The 18397-nt window shown below is 66.9% G+C and carries 19 protein-coding genes; 13 read left to right on the forward strand and 6 right to left on the reverse strand.

Features of this window, described 5'->3' with window-relative positions; genetic code table 11:
* Positions 1-17: 17 nt before the first annotated feature.
* From ACE11G_RS03000 to ACE11G_RS03045, 10 genes are all read left to right on the forward strand, one after another.
* Positions 18-1109, forward strand: coding sequence for an acyl-CoA dehydrogenase family protein (locus tag ACE11G_RS03000; protein ID WP_006897293.1), 1092 nt, complete (start codon positions 18-20; stop codon positions 1107-1109).
* Positions 1100-2266, forward strand: coding sequence for an acyl-CoA dehydrogenase family protein (locus tag ACE11G_RS03005; RefSeq protein WP_375003626.1), 1167 nt, complete (start codon positions 1100-1102; stop codon positions 2264-2266). Before ACE11G_RS03000 ends, ACE11G_RS03005 begins: the two co-directional genes overlap by 10 nt.
* A 9-nt stretch (positions 2267-2275) precedes the next feature.
* Positions 2276-3310: a bifunctional MaoC family dehydratase N-terminal/OB-fold nucleic acid binding domain-containing protein gene (locus ACE11G_RS03010; RefSeq protein WP_375003628.1), complete on the forward strand. Its 1035-nt coding sequence runs from the start codon at positions 2276-2278 to the stop codon at positions 3308-3310.
* Entirely contained in the window at positions 3283-3708 is a 426-nt protein-coding gene (locus ACE11G_RS03015; RefSeq protein WP_045537494.1) for a MaoC/PaaZ C-terminal domain-containing protein, read from the forward strand. The genes ACE11G_RS03010 and ACE11G_RS03015 overlap by 28 nt, the downstream gene beginning before the upstream one ends.
* A complete protein-coding gene (locus tag ACE11G_RS03020; protein WP_375003630.1) occupies positions 3708-4886 on the forward strand; it encodes a lipid-transfer protein in 1179 nt (392 codons plus the stop codon). The genes ACE11G_RS03015 and ACE11G_RS03020 overlap by 1 nt, the downstream gene beginning before the upstream one ends.
* Positions 4887-4926: 40 nt before the next feature.
* Positions 4927-6552 (forward strand): AMP-binding protein, encoded by a 1626-nt coding sequence (locus ACE11G_RS03025; RefSeq protein WP_006897288.1) that lies wholly within the window; start codon positions 4927-4929, stop codon positions 6550-6552.
* Between the two features lie 134 nt (positions 6553-6686).
* A complete protein-coding gene (locus ACE11G_RS03030; RefSeq protein WP_045537488.1) occupies positions 6687-7055 on the forward strand; it encodes a DUF732 domain-containing protein in 369 nt (122 codons plus the stop codon).
* Positions 7056-7090: 35 nt separating this feature from the next.
* Positions 7091-7504, forward strand: coding sequence for an elongation factor Tu (locus tag ACE11G_RS03035; protein ID WP_231650061.1), 414 nt, complete (start codon positions 7091-7093; stop codon positions 7502-7504).
* Positions 7505-8076: 572 nt separating this feature from the next.
* A complete protein-coding gene (locus ACE11G_RS03040; RefSeq protein ID WP_006897285.1) occupies positions 8077-8772 on the forward strand; it encodes a hypothetical protein in 696 nt (231 codons plus the stop codon).
* Positions 8773-8907: 135 nt separating this feature from the next.
* The gene (locus ACE11G_RS03045) at positions 8908-9180 is read left to right on the forward strand and encodes a hypothetical protein (RefSeq protein WP_006897284.1); all 273 of its coding nucleotides are present in this window, start codon (positions 8908-8910) and stop codon (positions 9178-9180) included.
* Between the two features lie 10 nt (positions 9181-9190).
* On the opposite strand, the gene ACE11G_RS03050 is transcribed toward ACE11G_RS03045, so the two are convergent.
* On the reverse strand, positions 9191-10813 hold the full coding sequence (locus ACE11G_RS03050) for an ABC-F family ATP-binding cassette domain-containing protein (RefSeq protein WP_375003633.1): 1623 nt from the start codon (positions 10811-10813) through the stop codon (positions 9191-9193).
* A gap of 161 nt (positions 10814-10974) precedes the next feature.
* Positions 10975-11613 (reverse strand): TetR/AcrR family transcriptional regulator, encoded by a 639-nt coding sequence (locus ACE11G_RS03055; RefSeq protein ID WP_006897282.1) that lies wholly within the window; start codon positions 11611-11613, stop codon positions 10975-10977.
* Between the two features lie 117 nt (positions 11614-11730).
* Between ACE11G_RS03055 and ACE11G_RS03060 the strand changes: the two genes are divergently transcribed.
* On the forward strand, positions 11731-13059 hold the full coding sequence (locus tag ACE11G_RS03060) for a flavin-containing monooxygenase (RefSeq protein ID WP_375003636.1): 1329 nt from the start codon (positions 11731-11733) through the stop codon (positions 13057-13059).
* Positions 13056-14198, forward strand: coding sequence for a serine hydrolase domain-containing protein (locus ACE11G_RS03065; protein WP_375003638.1), 1143 nt, complete (start codon positions 13056-13058; stop codon positions 14196-14198). Before ACE11G_RS03060 ends, ACE11G_RS03065 begins: the two co-directional genes overlap by 4 nt.
* A 7-nt stretch (positions 14199-14205) precedes the next feature.
* Here ACE11G_RS03065 and ACE11G_RS03070 read toward each other — a convergent pair whose 3' ends face one another.
* On the reverse strand, positions 14206-14658 hold the full coding sequence (locus ACE11G_RS03070; RefSeq protein ID WP_006897279.1) for a MarR family winged helix-turn-helix transcriptional regulator: 453 nt from the start codon (positions 14656-14658) through the stop codon (positions 14206-14208).
* A gap of 97 nt (positions 14659-14755) precedes the next feature.
* On the opposite strand from ACE11G_RS03070, the gene ACE11G_RS03075 reads away from it, so the two are divergent.
* Positions 14756-15139: a DUF5313 family protein gene (locus tag ACE11G_RS03075; protein WP_006897278.1), complete on the forward strand. Its 384-nt coding sequence runs from the start codon at positions 14756-14758 to the stop codon at positions 15137-15139.
* A 5-nt stretch (positions 15140-15144) separates the two neighbouring features.
* Here ACE11G_RS03075 and ACE11G_RS03080 read toward each other — a convergent pair whose 3' ends face one another.
* The 3 genes from ACE11G_RS03080 to ACE11G_RS03090 form a co-directional block, all read right to left on the reverse strand.
* On the reverse strand, positions 15145-15747 hold the full coding sequence (locus ACE11G_RS03080; protein ID WP_006897277.1) for a hypothetical protein: 603 nt from the start codon (positions 15745-15747) through the stop codon (positions 15145-15147).
* Positions 15748-15847: 100 nt separating this feature from the next.
* Entirely contained in the window at positions 15848-16699 is an 852-nt protein-coding gene (locus tag ACE11G_RS03085) for an SDR family oxidoreductase (RefSeq protein ID WP_006897276.1), read from the reverse strand.
* A 58-nt stretch (positions 16700-16757) separates the two neighbouring features.
* On the reverse strand, positions 16758-18305 hold the full coding sequence (locus tag ACE11G_RS03090) for an MFS transporter (RefSeq protein ID WP_375003641.1): 1548 nt from the start codon (positions 18303-18305) through the stop codon (positions 16758-16760).
* Positions 18306-18397: the final 92 nt, after the last annotated feature.

An 18397-nucleotide genomic window follows, 5' to 3' on the forward strand; every position in this document is an offset into this window, starting at 1 on the left:
GCTGGAGGAGGAGCCGGGTGGATTTCACCCTGGAGCCCACCGCTGCTGCGGTCCGCGACGTCGCCGACGAGGTGATGCGCCGACTGCAGCCGGACTGGGAGAGCAAGTTCACCGAAGGAGCCGGCGGCTTCGATGCCGCCGCATGGGAGGCGCTCACCGGAGCCGGAGTCACCGTGCTTCCGCTGCCCGAGTCGCTCGGAGGCGACGGGCTGGCGATCGATTCGCTGGTGCCGCTGCTGACCCGCGCGGGTCACGACGCCGTCGTGGCTCCGCTGATCGGGACCCTGGTCTCCGGACTGGTGCTGGCTCGGTCGTCCTCGGCGGCCGAGCACGCTCGCGCCATCGCCGAGGGCGGCTGGCACGCCGTCGCGATCGGCGAACGGGGTCGCGCACTGGGTGAGGCCCCGACGGTCACGCTCACCGACACCGTCGACGGGGCCCGGCTCGACGGCGTCAAGACCGGCGTGCTCGCGGCCGAAGGCGCATCGGCGCTGCTGGTGGTGGCCGACAGAGGCGTCGCCGTGGTGACGCCCGACGCCGCCGGCGTCGAGATCAGCCGCACCACCGCGTCGTCGGGCTGGGGCGAGTACACGGTCGTGTTCGACGGTGTCGCCGTGCCGCACTCGCACGTCGTCGCCGACGATCCCCGCCCGGCCGTCGACGCGTACCGGGCGCTGTTCGCCGCGTACGTCGACGGACTGGTGGCCGGTGCTGTCAAGCGGACCGCCGAGCACGTCTCGACCCGCCACCAGTTCGGCAAGCCGATCGCCGGATTCCAGGCCGTCGGCCAGCAGTTGGCGGACGTCTATGTGATCTCCCGGACCATGAATCTGGTCGCCACGGCGGCGGCGTGGGACATCGCGAACGGAGTCGATCCCGAGCAGGATCTCGCCACGGCGATGTATTGGATCGCCGCCGAACTGCCGGCCACTCTGCGCACCATGACGCACCTGCACGGCGGCGTCGGCGTGGACGTGACCTACCCGCTGCACCGCTACTTCTCACTGGTCAAGGACGCCGCTCGTCTGGCGGGCGGCGCACACGCCACGCTCGACAAGCTGGCCGACGAGACCGTTCCCGCCGGACAGGAGGCGCTCGCATGTTCGTAGCGTTCACCGACGAGCAGATCGCCTTGCGCGACGAATTGCGCGCCTACTTCGCCGGCCTCATCAGCCCGGACGAGGAGCGCACGATGCGCACCGAGCGGCACGGTCCGAGCTACCGCAACGTCATCTCCCGCATGGGCGCCGACGGCTGGCTCGGTGTCGGCTGGCCGAAGGAGTTCGGCGGCAAGGGCTTCGGCGAGATCGAACAGCAGATCTTCACCAATGAGGCGGTGCGGGCCGACGTTCCGCTGCCGTCGGTGACTCTGCAGACCGTCGGCCCCACCCTGCAGCGTTACGGGACTCAGGAGCAGAAGGACTTCTTCCTGCCGAAGATCCTCGCCGGCGAGGTGCACTTCGCGATCGGCTACACCGAACCCGACGCCGGTACCGACCTCGCCTCGCTGACCACGCGGGCCGTCGTCGATCCGGCCACCGGCGACTACATCGTGAACGGTCAGAAGATCTTCACCACCGGCGGCCACGACGCCGATTACATCTGGCTCGCCTGCCGCACCGATGCCGAGGTGCCGAAGCACAAGGGCATCTCGATCCTCATCGTCGACACGAAGGATCCCGGGTTCACCTGGACGCCGATCATCACCGCCGACGGTGCGCACCATGTCAACGCCACCTACTACAACGACGTCCGCGTGCCCGCAAGCATGCGCGTCGGGGAGGAGGGCGACGGCTGGAAGCTGATCACCACCCAGCTCAATCATGAGCGCGTCATGCTTGGGCCGTCGGGGCGCATCGGCGGGCTGGAGGACCGGCTGCGCGCGTGGGCCCGGTCCGCCCAGTACGAGGGCGCCCCGGTGATCGAGCAGGAGCAGGTGCGACGGCTCCTCGCGCAGATCGGCGCATACGAGCGGCTCAACGAGCTGCTGAACTGGCAGGTCGCGTCGAACGGAGAGATCTCCATGGCGGATGCCGCGGCGACGAAGGTCTTCTCCACCGAGCGGCTTCAGACGATCTACCGGCTGATCGACGAGGTCGTCGGACGCTTCGGCGACTTCACCGAACCGGTCACGTCGGAGTTCGCCGAATGGCTCGACATGCAGGCGAAGCGCAACGTCGTCATCACCTTCGGCGGCGGTGTCAACGAGGTGATGCGCGACATGATCGGCACGGCCGGCCTCGGCCTGCCGCGGACGAAGCGATAAGGGGGCGGGATGACGATCACCCGAGAGGCGATCACCGGGCAGTCGACGCCTGAGCAGATCCGTGCCGCGGCGGCTGAGATCGCCGCCCGGGGCGCCAGCGCTCCCCGGACCGGCCGGGACCCGATCAACCAGCCGATGGTGAACAACTGGCTGGAGGCGATGGGCGACGAGAACCCCATCTACGTCGACGACACCGCAGCGCGCGCCGCCGGTCATCCCGGCGTGGTGGCGCCCCCGGCGATGGCGCAGGTGTGGACGATGCGCGGGCTGCACGGTGTCCGTACCGACGACGATCCGCTGGGTCTGGCGACTGAACTCTTCGACGCGGCCGGTTACACCTCGGTGGTCGCCACCAACTGCGACACGGTGTACCACCGGTACACCCGTCCGGGTGAGGAGGTGACGATCACCTCGGAACTGACCGAGGTGGTGGGGCCGAAGCAGACCGCGCTCGGGGAGGGCTGGTTCTTCACCACGCGCAACACCTGGCGTGTGGGCGAGGAGACCGTCGCCGAGATGGACTTCCGGATCCTCAAGTTCCGTCCCGCCGCACCGGTGTCGGAGACACCGCGGGAGCAGACCGCCGACTTCGCCGGTCTCGATCCCACCAAGCTCATTCGACCGTCGGCCTCGCGCGACACCCGCTTCTTCTGGGACGGCGTGGCCGCCCACGAACTGCGCATTCAGAAGGTGCAGGACGGCTCGCTTCGGCATCCGCCGATTCCCGCGGTCTGGACCGAACGCGGCGCCGACGGCGAGTACCCCGACACCGACTACGTGGTCGCGGCCGGGACCGGCACCGTGTACAGCTACGTCGTCCACCACGCGCCGCGGGTCCCGGGACGAGAACTGCCCTTCGTGGTGGCGCTCGTGGAGCTCGACGAGGGTGTCCGCATGCTGGGACAGCTGCGCGGCGTCGATCCGGACGCGGTGCGGATCGGAATGCCCGTCGAGGTGGAGTTCCTCGATTTCCCGGGAGACGACGACTCCGGCGGCGAGCCGTGGTCGCTCTATGCATGGCGAGCGAAGGAGACGGCGAAGTGACCGTGCAGACCATCCAGGTGGGCCAGACGCTGCCCCCGCTGGTGATCGACGCGTCGCCGACCTTCGTCGTGGCATCGGCGATCGCCACCCGCGACTATCAGGACGTCCATCACGATCGAGACCTGGCCCAGCAGAAGGGCTCGAAGGACATCTTCGTGAACATCCTGACCGACACCGGTCTGGTGGAGCGCTTCGTGACCGACTGGGCGGGTCCGCGGGCGCGGATCGGCGCCATCGAACTCAAGCTCGGGGTGCCCTGGTACGCCTACGACACGCTCACCTTCACCGGTGAGGTGACGCAGGTGGACGACGTCGCCGTCACTGTCGCGGTGACCGGCACCAATTCTCTTGGCAAGCACGTGATCTCCAAGGTCACCTTCACCCGCGAGGAGGCGTGATGACGGACCGGGCGCTCTCCGGCAAGGCCGCGATCGCCGGGATCGGCGCCACCGACTTCTCGAAGAACTCGGGCCGCAGCGAACTCCGGCTGGCCGCGGAGTGCGTGAACGCGGCCCTGGCCGACGCCGGCCTGTGCGCCACCGACGTCGACGGCCTGGTGACCTTCACGATGGACACCAATATGGAGATCGCGGTGGCGCGGGCGACGGGCATCCCCGAACTCAAGTACTTCTCCCGCATCCACTACGGCGGCGGCGCCGCGGCGTCGACGGTGCAGCAGGCGGCGATGGCGGTCGCCACCGGCGTATGCGAAGTGGTGGTCGCCTATCGCGCCTTCAACGAGCGGTCGGGCAACCGATTCGGCCAGGTCAACGCGGCTGTCGCCAACCAGGAGAATTCGTCGGGCACCGACAACGCCTTCTCGTACCCGCACGGACTCTCGACGCCCGCGGCGTTCGTCGCGATGGTCGCGCAGCGGTACATGTACGAGTACGGGGCCACGAGCGAGGACTTCGGGCGCATCGCGGTGGTGGACCGCAAGCACGCGGCGACCAATCCGAACGCCTTCTTCTACGGCAAGCCGATCACCCTCGAAGACCATCAGGCCTCGCGCTACATCGCCGAGCCGCTGCATCTGCTCGACTGCTGCCAGGAGTCCGACGGCGGCGTCGCCATCGTCGTCGTGTCGCCCGAGCGTGCGAAGGACCTCAAGCAGAAGCCGGTGACGATCGCCGGTGCCGCATCGGGCAGCGGTACCGACCAGTTCATCATGACCAGCTACTACCGGGACGCGCTGCCCGAGCTGGCGGAGATGGGACTGGTCGGGCGGCAATTGTTCGCGCAGTCCGGACTCACGACGTCCGACATCGACATGGCGGTGCTGTACGACCACTTCACGCCCTACACGCTCATTCAACTCGAGGAACTGGGTTTCTGCGGACGCGGCGAGGCGAAGGACTTCGTCTCACAGCCCGGTGCACTCGAAGTGGGCGGTGTGCTGCCGCTCAACACACACGGCGGCCAGCTGGGCGAGGCGTACATCCACGGTATGAACGGCATCGCCGAAGGGGTCCGTCAGCTGCGCGGTACCTCCGTCAACCAGGTCGACGGCGCCGAGCACGTCCTCGTCACCGCGGGCACCGGCGTGCCCACCTCGGGCCTGATCCTGTCCGCCTGACCCCGACCCCGTCGGTTCCCTCCCAAGGAGATCAACAAAGATGAAGTTCAACCTCGCAGACGTCTTCGAGACCGTCGTCGACGCTGTTCCCGAGCGCGTGGTCCTCACCTGGGAGGGCCACGACTACACGTACGCCGAGCTCGACAGGCTCGCCAATCAGGTGGCGCATCACTTCGCCGCGCACGGGGTCGGCAAGGACGACAACGTCGCGCTGTTCCTGAAGAACAGCGTCGAGCACGTCACCTCGCTGATCGGCCTCATCAAAGTCCGTGCGGTGCCGGTGAACGTGAACTACCGCTACACCGACTCCGAGCTGGAGTACATCTTCGACAACTCCGACTCGGCCGCCATCGTCGTGGAGCTTCCCGAACATCAGCGCAGCGTCGCGAACCTGATGGCTTCGCTGCCCGAACTGCGTACCGTCTTCGTGATCGGAGAGGCGGTGGACGAGCTGACCGCCGCGGCGGCCGCCCTCGACGGCCGCACCGTCGAGATCGTCGATTTCAACGGCTACATCGCCCGGTCCACCGAGCGCGACTTCGAGAAGCGGACCGGTGAGGAGCTGTACCTGATCTACACGGGCGGCACCACGGGTTATCCGAAGGGCGTCATGTGGCAGCATGACGACTTCTTCCGCAAGCCGATCTCCGGCGGCAACCCCTACGGACCGCCGCGCGCGGATCTCGCGGAGCTGGCCAAGGAGGTCCAGAACTTCCCGTCGCTGTCGTTCCTGATCGCCGCGCCGCTCATGCACGGAGCCGCCTCGTACTCGCTGTTCACGTTCATTTCGCTGGGCGGGCGTCTGATCCTGGAGCGCGACTTCGACGCCGCCAAGATCGTTCGCAACATCGGCAGGGACAAGACGCAGATGATTCTGATCGTCGGCGATGCGATGGGCATGCCCTTGGCCGACGAGATGGAGAAGCAGAAGGACACCGCCGACTTCTCGACCCTGTTCTCGATCACCTCGGGCGGCGCGCTGTGGAGTCAGAGCGTCCGGGAACGGATGCTCGCGGTGAAGCCGGATCTGATGCTGCGTGACAATTTCGGCGCCTCGGAGTCGGGCAACGACGGCGAGATCAAGATGGACGAGAACGGCAACCTCATGGTGCCGCCGACCGACCGGATGATGGTGGTGGACGAGAAGTTCAACAAGATCACCACTCCCAACGAGGTCGGTCACATCGCCCGCATCGGCAACATCCCGATGGGGTACTACAAGGATCCGGAGAAGACCGCGCGGACCTTCCCGACGCTGGCCGACGGCACACGCATCTCGGTGCTCGGCGACATGGGGTACCTGCGCGAGGACGGCAGCATCGTCTTCCTCGGCCGTGGCAGCCAGTGCATCAACACCGGCGGTGAGAAGGTCTACGCCGAAGAGGTCGAAGGCGCTCTGCACGCGCATCCGGCCGTGGCCGACGCCCTCGTGGTGCCTGCACCGGATCCCAAGTACGGCCAGCGCGTCGCCGCAGTCGTGTCGCTGAACGAGGGCTTCGACGAGCCGTCTCTCGAGGAGATCCAGGAGCACTGCCGCCAGACGCTGGCCGGCTACAAGGTTCCGCGCACGGTGGTCTTCGTCGACGAGGTGAAGCGGACGCCGGCCGGCAAGGCCGACTACAAGTGGGCCAAGGCCACCGCCGCTGAAGAAGGCGCGGCCGTCTAGCTCTTTTCGTCGGTCAGCGGACCCTCATGCCTCGTCCTCGATGCGGTGTGAGGGTCCGCTGACGTGAGGCCTGTCGGGCGATACTGTTCAAGACGACCGCTCGATGCACCCACCCACGACCGAACGGACTGTTCATGCGACTTCGATACCTCGTCATCGCCCCGCTGGTCGCGGGCGCGGTCTTCCTCTCCGCGTGCAGCGGCGATGACAGCAGCAACAGCAGTTCCAACGAGTCGACGTCGGAGGCGCGGACCAGCGTCTATCTCCAGGTGGTGAAATCGTCGGGGTCGTCGTACAAGGACGACGACGCGGCCGTCGCGGCAGGCAAGAAGGCGTGTTCGGAACTGGCGTCGGGCAAGTCGATGATGGAGGTCATCGATTCGATGAACACCGAGGCGGGAGGCAAGGGGCAGGCCGCCGCGGTGGTCGGCGCAGCCATTCCCGCGTTCTGCCCGGATCAGAAGGACAAGATTCTGCCGAGTCAGCTGCGACCCAGCAGCTAGTTCCTCGCGGCGTCTCGGATCGTTAGGGTCGGAGGATGCGATTCTTCAACCGGCAGTCGGAGTCTGCGGCAGCCCAAGCGGACGTGGTCGGACCGTTCCAGTTCCGGATCGAGGACATGTTCACCGTCACGGGCAAGGGACGGCTGTTCACCGGGACCGTGGAGTCCGGGACGGTGGTGACCGGTGCGGCGGCCTCGCTGGTGATCGGCGACAGCGTCGTGTTGGTGCAGGTGGCTCGGGTGGAGACTCGGCGTCGCCGTGCGCCGGCCGTTCTGGAGGAGGGGACGGCCGGCGCGATCGGGCTCGACGGACTGCGGATGGATCAGCTTCCCACCAAACCGTACGGCGGTCAGGTGATCGTCGACATCGATGCGCTCAAGGGCGGCGTGATCCGATCGAGGCTGGCCTCGGACGTCCCGCCCGCCGGGGACGTCGCTGACGGTCAGTGAAACCGGGGGGGAGCGTTCGGGGTAGGCGGATCGGCGATCGGACGGCGAACTGTCTTTCATGTCGCCCACATCTACGACTCACAGGTCATCGTTCCCTTCGTAGGGAAGCGCCGCATCCCTACGATCCTCTGATATGTCCGTCTTGACCAGGAGTAGTCGCCCAGGAGGAATTACGCCTGGGTAGAATTGGTAGCCTTGCGTCGATGTGAGCAACTGCGAATCGTCCACGCCTTCGACCAGCCATATGTCGACAGGGCGCGTTTACGCGGGCCACGAGCCATCTCGGTGAGGGCATCGTCTCCATCGATCACTATGGAAGTGAAGGCGTAGTCAACGTTTCGTGAGGATCCACGCGCGATCTGCCGGCCAGATTAATGCACGCCGCGTCGAGAACCTCTGCGCAGCACGCTCGACGTCGGCGCGGTTTCTCCGGCGTCGATAACGTCTCGTTCACCGGCTCCACTCAAGAGGGCAAGGCCGCAGCCAGTAGCCGAGTTCTCGCTCCCAAGCGGACAAGTCCGTACTCGAATCGGACTACGCTCCAAGTAGACAGTTGCCGAGGGGAGTAGCCAATGGCTTCTGAGTGGGCTCGAGATGAAGTGATTCACGATACCGAAGTGGCTGAATGGGTTGACTCGCTGCTCTTTCAGCCATACTCGGGCACTGTCGGATCACTTGTCCCCGGCGGATACGAGAGGTATCTTCGTGTGTTGCACCCAGCGGAAAGGGTCGTCAACGGTGCTCTGATCGGGAACTATCGATGGTCCGACGTTGCGCGAGTCAATGGCAAGGTAGCTCATGCCGAGATGCAATGGTCAAAGATCTCGCAGGGTGAATTCGAACCCCGCGGGGGATGGTGGAATGAAGGCCCTCATCGAATTAACTCTCTTCGGCCGATGGTGACCGACGAGATCGCACATCATCTGGGGCGCGGACTGAACACCCGTTGTGTATTTGCCTTCTGGGAAGGAAATACGGCGTTTCAAGAGATTTCGTCGATGTGTCCGACCGTCCGGATCGGTGCATTCAACTACTACCTCACCATGGGGGATGTGGGCCGTGCGTCAGAGGTACTTGAAGGGATCCGTCCGAACATGTGGTGGGCCGTCGACCAAAGTTGGTTCGTATGCTCGAACGTCGAGCTGGACTCGACGTATATCGGCGCAGATTCGGCTCGTGCTGAGGAGATTGTTCTCAGCCGTTCTCTTGAGTCCTGGCCCACCCTGCGAAGCCATCGAATCACGATAGACGGCGATCGGTTCAACTGAATGCACCAACGACGGGCTGATTACCCGCGGCATACCTGGTTCGCTCGTACCCGAGGTCCCGGGATCGCTTGGGCATGGCTGTTTGCACTCTTGCTGGCTACTCTTACCGCTGTATTCGCGGCAGCAGAGCCCCTGATGCAAGTCACCGACTGTGAGGTATGGAACGCGAGCGATCCCGATTGCAAGGGAAGCGTTCTCGATTTCTACGGCGGCTACTTCCTTGTCAGGGCCTCTGTGCCGCCATTGGCATGCGTGTTGGCGCTGGGGATCCGAACGCCCGCGTTCTCCGTCATCGCCTGCCTCGTCATCGGGTCCAGCATTCTCATTGCTTCATTCATGCTCTACTTCCTCCCAGTCCTTCTCGTCGTCGCGTGCCTCGCCGGGTATCAGGTGGTCGTGTCTCATTGAGGATCGAGTCTCACTCCGGCAGATCGTCCCGCTGCCTCAGGGTCCCGTCCCCGGGCAGTTCCACGACGGTGTCGAGGCCGAGCCTGTTCAGGAACGGGTAGTCGTGGCTGACGACGATCAGGGCACCGCGGTAAGCATTGAGAGCGTCGGCGAGCTGGTCGACGCTCGTCGTGTCCAGATTGTTGGTCGGCTCGTCGAGAACGAGCACCTGGTGCGGAGGATCGGCGAAGAGCAGCTTCGCCAAGCAGACGCGGAACCGTTCGCCGCCCGAGAGCGTCGACACCGGCCGGTCGACGGTGTCGCCACGCAGGAGGAGCCGCGCAAGGTGATTCCGGATCTGGCCGGTGGCGGTGCCGGGTACGGCGGCTTGGAGGTTCGCGAGTGCCCCGGCACTCTCGTCGAGACCGTCGAGCCGCTGGGGGAGGACGCCGACACGGTCGGTGAACAGGCGTCCGCCGGGGCGGCCGGCAGTGGGTTCGGCGCCGCTGATCATGTGCCCGAGCAGCGTCGACTTGCCCGACCCATTCGGTCCGACGATGGCCAGGCGTTCGGGTCCCTGGACGAACACCGACCGCTCGCCGGCGGTGAGTTCGGCGATGCGCCTGCTTCGCGGGACCGCCGGGTCGGGAAGGTCGAGACTGATGCGGTCGTCGTCGCGAACCCGGGCGTCGGCCGCGTCGAGTGCGGCCTGCGCGACCCGGACCTTCTGGTCGAGTACCGAGCGCATGGCACCGGCCGATCCCTGCGCGCTGTCGGCGAGCATGCCCGCGACGATCCTCGGGACGCCGCCGTCGCGCTGGGCCTTCTTCGCCGTCCGCTCACGCCTGGCCAGCTTGGTCTCAGCCTCCGCCCGCTGCCGCTTCTCCGTCTTCAACACCTGTTGCGCCGCTCGGGCGGCCTGTACTGCGGCAGCCTGCTCCTGGTCAGCGTGAGCCTTCCACGCACTGTAGGGACCGCCGAAGGTCTCCAGCACGCCGTCGTGCAGTTCGGCGGTCGCATCCATGTGTTCGAGGAGTTCGAGGTCATGGCTCACCACGATCAGTGCACCCGGCCAGTCGTCGATCATCTCAGCGAGGCGAGCGCGCGTCGGGCGGTCGAGGTTGTTCGTGGGCTCATCGAGCAGAGTGATGGCCGTGCGGTGCATCCGCAGACCGGCCACCGCTATCAGCATCGCCTCCCCGCCGGACAGTTCCGCGACCGAACGGTCGACGTCGGCGGCGGAGAATCCGAGACGATCGAGCGATTCGGCCGCGCGCGCTTCGACGTCCCAGTCATCACCGATCGTCTCGAAGTGGCGCGCATCCGCGTCGCCGGACTCGATCGCTCGCAGCGCTTCGAGTACGTCGGCGATGCCGAGGAGTTCGGCGACGGTGCAGTCGCCGGTCAGCGTGAGGGTCTGCGGCAGGTAACCGACGTCGCCGGCGGTCTCGATCCGGCCGGACGACGGCGTGAGCCTCCCGGCGATGAGCCGGAGCAGGGTGGATTTGCCGGAGCCGTTGCGGCCGACGAGACCGGTCCGGCCGGCGCCGAACGAGCCGTCGACGCCCGACAGCGCGACGCTGCCGTCGGGCCAGGAGAACGAGAGCGAGACGATCGTGACGGACGATTCAGGCGTGGTGGATGTGTGAGGCATGGTGGAGCTCGATTCACGAGAGTCGCCGCGCGAGGTGATGCGCCGGCGAGGCGGATGAGGACACACTGGTGCCGGAGAACCGGCTTCAGGCCCTGTCGACCTCGATCTCGCAATCCACGACGGTGAGGCTACTCGTGTCGGGTGCTCGGCGCATCCGAGATTCAGCGGGTGCCGGGAGGCTGGAGCGCCGGGTACCAGATGTCGGTGAGGACGTCGGCGGCTCGGTCCGGCGCGAACTCGATGGTTCGCTGGACGGTGGAGCGTGTGAAGTACCGCTCCAGTTGGGTCACGAGCAGTTCGATGCGGAAGCGGGCCTCTTCCCGGCGGTCGTCCGGCCACCGCGACAGGTAGTCGGGCATCGCATCGGTCAACGCGGTGATCGACGCGCGGCCCACGCTCCGGAACTCGGGATCGGCGGAGAGGGCCTCGTCCCAGGCCGGGAGGATGTCGCGATTGGCGTCGAACCACTCGAGGGCCCGTTCGATCCACGCGGTGAACGCCGCTCGTGAACCGTCGCGGAGGACGGCGTCCAGGTCGCCGTACACCGACGCTGCGCGCTGCTGCATGGTCTCGGCGCTGATCCTCGCCAGGATGTCCGTCTTGTTGGTGAAGTGCAGGTAGAACGTGGCACGACTGCATCCGACCGCTCGGGTGATGTCGTCGACGGTCACGTCGGCGTAGCCGTTCTCGGTGAACAGACCGCGCGCGGCCTCGAGCAGGGCCAGCCGGGTTCGGCGTTTCTGTTCGTCCCGCAGATTGGGCCGCTGCGCCCCGACCGTGTCCTCCCGCATGAAGACCATGATGCTCGCCGCTCATCTCGATTGACAATGTGACCACTGACTAGACACGTGTCAGTGAGATCCCTACGGTGGGTCTGTGACGGTCGACACGTACGGCCGCTGACGAGAGGACAGAGCATGACACGCGATCGCGTCGCCATCATCGGTGCCGGCTGCTCCGGCTTCACCACGGCCAAGCGACTCAAGGACGAAGGCATCGAGTACGACTGTTTCGAGATGTCGGACGACGTCGGAGGCAACTGGTACTACGACAACCCGAACGGAATGTCGGCCTGCTACCAGTCGCTCCACATCGACACGTCCACCAGCCGGCTGGAGTTCGACGATTACCCGGCGCCGCGCGACTGGCCGCATTTTCCGCACCACACGCTGATGCACCGGTACTTCCGCGACTACGTCGACCACTTCGGGCTGCGCGAGACCATCACGTTCAACACGGCGGTGGAGAAGGCCGACCGTGAACCGGGCGGCGGCTGGACGCTGACCCTGAGCACCGGGGAGCGCCGCGAGTACGGTGCCCTGGTGGTCGCCAACGGTCACCACTGGAATCCGTTCGTCCCGGAGTACCCCGGCAGCTTCGACGGGCAGATCATCCACAGCCACGACTACCGCAGCCCTTTCGCTCCGATCGACATGCACGGTCAGCGCGTGATGGTGGTCGGGATGGGCAACTCGGCGCTCGACATCGCCTCCGAACTCTCCAACCGCTCCGTCGCCGAACACGTCTGGGTCTCGGCGCGGCGTGGCGTATGGGTGCTGTCGAAGTACCGCGGCGGCAAGCCCGCCGACAAGATGATGATGCCGCCGTGGATGCCGAAGAAGCTGGGTCTGGCGATCGCGCGACGGTCGATCAAGAAGTCGATCGGCAGGATGCAGGACTACGGTCTGCCCGAGCCCGATCACGAACCGCTGTCGGCGCACCCCTCGGTGAGCATCGACTTCCTGGCCAAGTCCGGTTCCGGTGACCTGACCTGCGTACCTGCGATCGAGCGTCTCGACGGTGACGCCGTGATCCTGACCGACGGCCGCCGGGTGACGGTCGACGTGATCGTGATGGCGACCGGCTATCGCATGGCGTTCCCGTTCTTCGACGATCCCGCGCTGATGCCCGATGCGCAGCATCGTTTCCCGTTGTTCAAGCGGATCGTTCATCCGGACGTCGACGATCTGTACTACGCCGGCCTGGCGCAGTCGTCTCCCACGATCGTCAATCTGGCCGAGCAGCAGAGCAAACTGATCGCCGATCATCTTCTGGGCCGGTATGCGTTGCCGTCCCGCGCCGAGATGCGGAAGGCGATCGTCGACGACGAGCGTCGTCACCTGGGGCAGTACTACAACGCGCCGCGCCACACGATTCAGGTCGATTTCGCGCGGTACAAAGTGGATCTGCTGGCCGAACTCGCGGCCGGGCGAGAACGCGCCAAGCGCCCGGTGGCCGCACGATGACGGTCTCGGGAACGTGCGTGTCCGCATTCGAGCCGGTGCGGGATCTGTTCGCCGCCAAGCTCGAGTCGGGCGATGAGGTGGGTGCCTGCCTCGCTGTGGTGTCCGGTGACGACATGGTCGTGGATCTCTGGGGCGGCACGGCCGACGTGCCCTCGGGACGTGTGTGGGAACGCGACACCCTCGCGAACACGTACTCGCTGACCAAGACGATGACGGCGCTCGCGGTCCTGCTGCTCGCTGATCGCGGGGAGGTGGATCTCGATGCGCCGGTCGCCCGCTACTGGCCGGAGTTCGGGGCGGCGGGCAAGCAGAACGTCCTGGTCCGGCAGGTGCTGGGACATACGAGCGGCGTCGCAGGCTGGGATGCGAACATCAGCCTGAGCGACATCTACTCGCACGAGGAGGCGGCGGCACTGCTGGCCGCGCAGGAGCCCTGGTGGACGCCCGGCGCGGGTTCGGGCTACCACGTGCTCACCTTCGGGACCCTGCTCGGGGAGGTGGTCCGGCGTGTCACCGGCTCGAGCCTCGGACGGTTCTTCGCCGAGGAACTCGCCGGTCCGCTCGGCGCCGACTACCGCATCGGAGTGACGGACGAGGCGCCGGAGCGGTTCGCCTCGATGGTCGCTCCGTCATCCGCGGCGGCGGACTACTCGTCGATTCCGCCCGACAGCCTGATCCGCCGAACGCTCCTGAACCCGGCGTTCGCGCCGTCGATCGTCACCGACCCCGATTTCCTCGCGGCCGAGATCGGAGCGGCGAACGGCCAGGGGAACGCCCGGTCGGTGGCTCGGCTCGCGTCGCTCGTCTCCGGAGGCGGTGCCGTCGGCGGGCGGGCGGCGCTGTCGCGCACCACTCTCGAGCGGATCTTCGACGTCCAGGCGGACGGCGTCGACAGAGTCCTCGGTGTACCGGTGCGTTTCGGTCTCGGCTGGGCGCTTCCGGGTGCGGTGATGCCAGGCGTCCCGGAGGGACGGGTCTGCTGGTGGACCGGGTTCGGCGGTTCGGTGGTGGTCGCCGATCTCGACCGCGACCTCGCCGTGGCCTACGTGATGAACAAGATGTCGCCGGAACTCGTCGGCGCTGCGAAGCCCAACGAGTATCTGGCGGCGGTGTACGAGTGCGTCGGTCGCGGTCGGTGATCTCCGGTCACCTGGCTTCGGCGGCCACCGCGGCCGCGTTCACCTTGGTCAGAACGGCGTGGAGTTCGCCGAGCAGTTCCAGGTCTCCGCCCAGGGCGTCGACCACCTGCGGCGGGATGTCGAGTGCCTGCTCGCGCAGTGCCACACCGGCCTCGGTGAGATGGATCTCCACCTTGCGTTCGTCGTCGTCGCTGCGTCGTCGTTCGATGACGCCGTCGGCTTCGAGGCGCTTGAGCAGCGGGGACAGAGTCGCCGAGTCGAGCTGCAGTAACCGGCCGATCTCGTTGACCGGCAGCGGTGCGTGCTGCCACAGCGCCAGCATCACCAGGTACTGGGGGTGGGTGAGGCCGAGCGGTTCCAGCAGCCGTCGATACACCCGGAGCACCGATCGGTTGGCGAGGGCGAGCGCGAAGCAGACCTGCCGTTCCAGCAGGAGGGGATTACCGGGGATGTGGGCCATGACACGAGTCTACGACTATTTCATAGGGCGCTATTGAATCGCGTGATAGATAGTGCAATATTGAGTAGTGCACGATCTAAAGACGGAGGTTTTCAGGATGAGCGGTCGCCCGAATCCGATTCAATGGGTTGTCTACGCCTACGGGGGCACGCTCCCCGAGTCGAAGCGCGAGTGGGTGCGCAACGATCTCACCGGCCGGACCGCGACCCTCCGTCACCTGATCCGTTCGCAGTTCTGCTTTCTGCCGCTCTACCTCGTCATGTTCTTCGCGTTCGGCGGCGAGATGTGGATCCGCGGCCTGATGGTTTTGCTGGCGGTGCTGCTCGCGCTGATCTTCTCCGCGTCGTACATGGATCAGAACCGGGTTCTCCGCATGCGTAAGCACGGGCTCGGCAACTCACCGCTGACCCAGCGACAGCAGGCGCGAGCCGATCGGGAGAAGGAGCGCTACGAGGCCGTCTACGCCGACCGCCGTGGCTGATCCGCTCAGGACGTGGTCAGCACGCCGTTCGCGACGGTGAACCAGCCGTCCGGTGAGGTGCACGTGATCGCGTCGCCGGGCAGCGCGGTGCACGAGAGGTCGCCGAAGGTCAGCCGGTGTCCGGCCGTCAGCGCGGGGGCCGGGGTCGGCCCGCCTTCGGTGATCGTCGGTTCGGTTCCCTGCGCGGTCAACGTGATCGCGTTCGGTGGCCCGTCGAATGCGCCGATGCGGATACTCGGCGCGTCCTCGGGGTAAGGGGCGGCGCAGGTGATGCGCTGCGGCAGGCGGGACCCCGCCGGCTGCAGTACGCATTCGCGAAGGGGATCTCGCGCATAGCTCCATCGGTAGCTTCCCGGTTGCCCGGAAACGGCGTAGGGGGCCGTGTCGACGGTGGTGGCCGACGAGGTGGTCTCGCCGGTGAGCGGGATCGACGTGACGATGACGGTGGAGGTGCGCGCCGGCGGCGGTGCGATGGCCGAGATGCCGCTCAGCGAACTGGTCGGTGCGGACTCGTCGCCCGGTGTGCATGACGACAGCGCCGCTGCCGTCAGGAGTGCCAGTGCGGTGATCGTGAACGCTCGCGCGTCGGCCGTGAAGGTGCACTTCATCCGTGCCCCCTGAAGGTCGGTGCCCCTGCGATGCCCGTCAGATTACCCGCAGGAGCAGGTCGATTCGGACGATCCTCTCCGTCATGTCATCGGCCGGACGTCACTCGCCGTCCGTGAGCGGCTTCTCGTACGCCGACCGCACCGAGGATCCCGTCACCGCGGCGACCTGGTTCGGCACCGTGGCACGCAGGGCGCGGTCGCGCACCGATTGCGGCAGAACGCCGGAGATCGCGACCAGGGCTCCGACGGTCCGCGGCACCCATACCTGGAAGCGCCTGGTCTCGATCGCCGACACCACCGCGGCCGCGACGTCGTCCGGACTCAGCCGCTTCACCGATCCCGAGGAGGTCCCGGCCGCCAACTCGGTGTCGACCACGGTCGGCATCACCGCGGTGATCGCGACGCCGGTGCCGCGCAGTTCCTCCCGTACGCCGGTGAGGTAGCCGAGAACCCCGTGTTTGGTTGCGGCATAAGAGGATTCGCCCGGCGGAGCGAGACGCGACGCCGCTGAAGCCACCGTGACGATGTGGCCGCGTCCGCGGTGCCGCATCTCCGGCGCGGCCAGGCGCACACCGCGGATCACTCCCAGCAGGTTCACCGCCACCATCCGCTCGGCGGCGATCGCGGGTTCGGTGTCGAAGGGGCCGACCCACATCACGCCCGCGTTGTTGACGAGCACGTCGATCGGACCGAGGTCGGCTGCCGCATCGGCCAGGAAGGCGGCGAACGAGTCGTCGTCGGTGACGTCCAGGCGGTAGCCGCGGGCGGTTCCGCCGAGTCTGTCCGCCGCACGGTGAGCCGCGTCGGCGTCGAGGTCGCCGATCGCCACGCGAGCGCCGAGGGCCGTCAACCGGTCGGCGATCGCGAAGCCGATACCCCGCGCGGCGCCGGTGATCGCCACGGTGGTGCCTGCGATCTGAACGGGTCGGTGCCGGCGGAACGAGAAGCGCATGAGTCCAGTCTGCCCCTCGGCGACCGTCGAAGCGAGAGGCCCCGGCGGACGGAGGTGCTCAGTCGTCGAGGCGGGGTTCGGGTGCGAGGACCGCGCGAGGAGCGAACCAGCCGAGGAAGGCCGCGCCCGCGAGCAGGATCGAACCGAGCACCAGACAGGCGGACTGCAGCGGAGGCAGGAACGCCGCATACGCGCCCTCGGTGATCTTCTCGGCGAGCGAAGACGCCTGCGGTGGCAGGTGACCGGCCACCTCCACGGCACCCGCCAGCGAGCCGCGCACCCCGTCGGCGGCGCGTTCGGCGGCGTCCGGGTCGATCGTCGCCAGCTGGTCGTGGACGTCCTGCGCGGTGCCGGTGATGCGTCTGTCGTACCCGGCCGCCAGGATGCTGCCCGCCAGGGCGATACCGATCGCCGCACCGAGTTCGCGGGCGGTGTCGTTGACAGCCGATCCGACGCCTTGGTTCTCCAACGGGGTATTGGACATGATCGCGGTGGTGGACGGGGCCGTCGCCAGCCCGATACCGACAGCGCACACGCCGAGCATCACGCCCAGCTTCCAGTACACGTCGGCGTCGACGATCCCGAGCGCGAGCACGCCGGCCGCGGCGATCGCGATGCCGGTGGCGAGGACTGCGCGCAGCGAGTAGCGGACCGCCACGAGGTTCCCGATCATGGCGAAGACGCCGACGCCGACCACCATCGGGAACAGCGCGACCGCCGACTTGAGTGCCGAGTAGCCGAACACCAGCTGCAACTGCAGGAGCAGCAGATAGAAGACGCCGAAGGAGGCGAGGAACTGCAGCGCCACCGACAGTGAACCGGCGGCGAAAGCGCGGTTGCGAAACAGGTTCACGTCGAGCAGAGGCGAGGATCTGCGCAGTTCGATCACGATGAACGCGGCGATCATCGCCGCGCCACCGATCAGGCAGATCAGGATGAGCGGGTTCGTCCATCCCCGATGCGGCGCCTCGAGCAGGCCGTAGACGACGGCGGCGATCGCGGTCATCGACGTCAGCGAGCCGATGTAGTCGAACCGTCCCGGGGCGTCGTCCTTCGAACTGCCGATCGTGACGGTGAGCAGGAGGGTGGCCACCGACGACGCCGCGAACGTGATGAAGACCGAATGCCATCCGAAGAAGTTGAGCAGAACCCCGGTGACGAAGAAGCCCATTATCGCGCCGGCCCCGGCCACGCCGGCCCAGATGCTGATCGCGAGCGCGCGCTTCTCACGGGGGACACCGGCCGTGATGAGCGACAGTGTGGCCGGCATGATCATCGCGGCGCCGACGCCGGCGACCACGCGGGTGAGAATGAGCTGGGTGGGGGTGTCCACCCAGACCGCGGCCAGTGAGCCGATTCCGAAGACCGCCAGACCGATCATCAGAACCGGCTTGCGTCCGATCCGGTCGCCGATCGCACCCGCGGGCAGCAGCAGCGCGGCCAGTACCAAGGTGTAGCCGTCGATGATCCACGTCATCTGCGCGGTGGTGGCGCCGGTGGCGCGGGCGATGTCGGGCAGCGCGGTGTTGAGCGCGGCCATCGCCGCCACCACCAGGCTCACCGCCAGACAGGCGACGAGGATCAGCCACGCCGTCGCGAAGGTCATCGAATCGTTGCTGGTTCTTTGCCCGACACGCACAGTCTGTTCATCGCCTTCTTTTGTAACTTGTGACACATTGGTCACACGGACAACAGATC

Origin of the sequence: Gordonia sp. PS3, from assembly GCF_041950545.1 — a bacterium.
Lineage (GTDB): Bacteria > Actinomycetota > Actinomycetes > Mycobacteriales > Mycobacteriaceae > Gordonia > Gordonia sihwensis.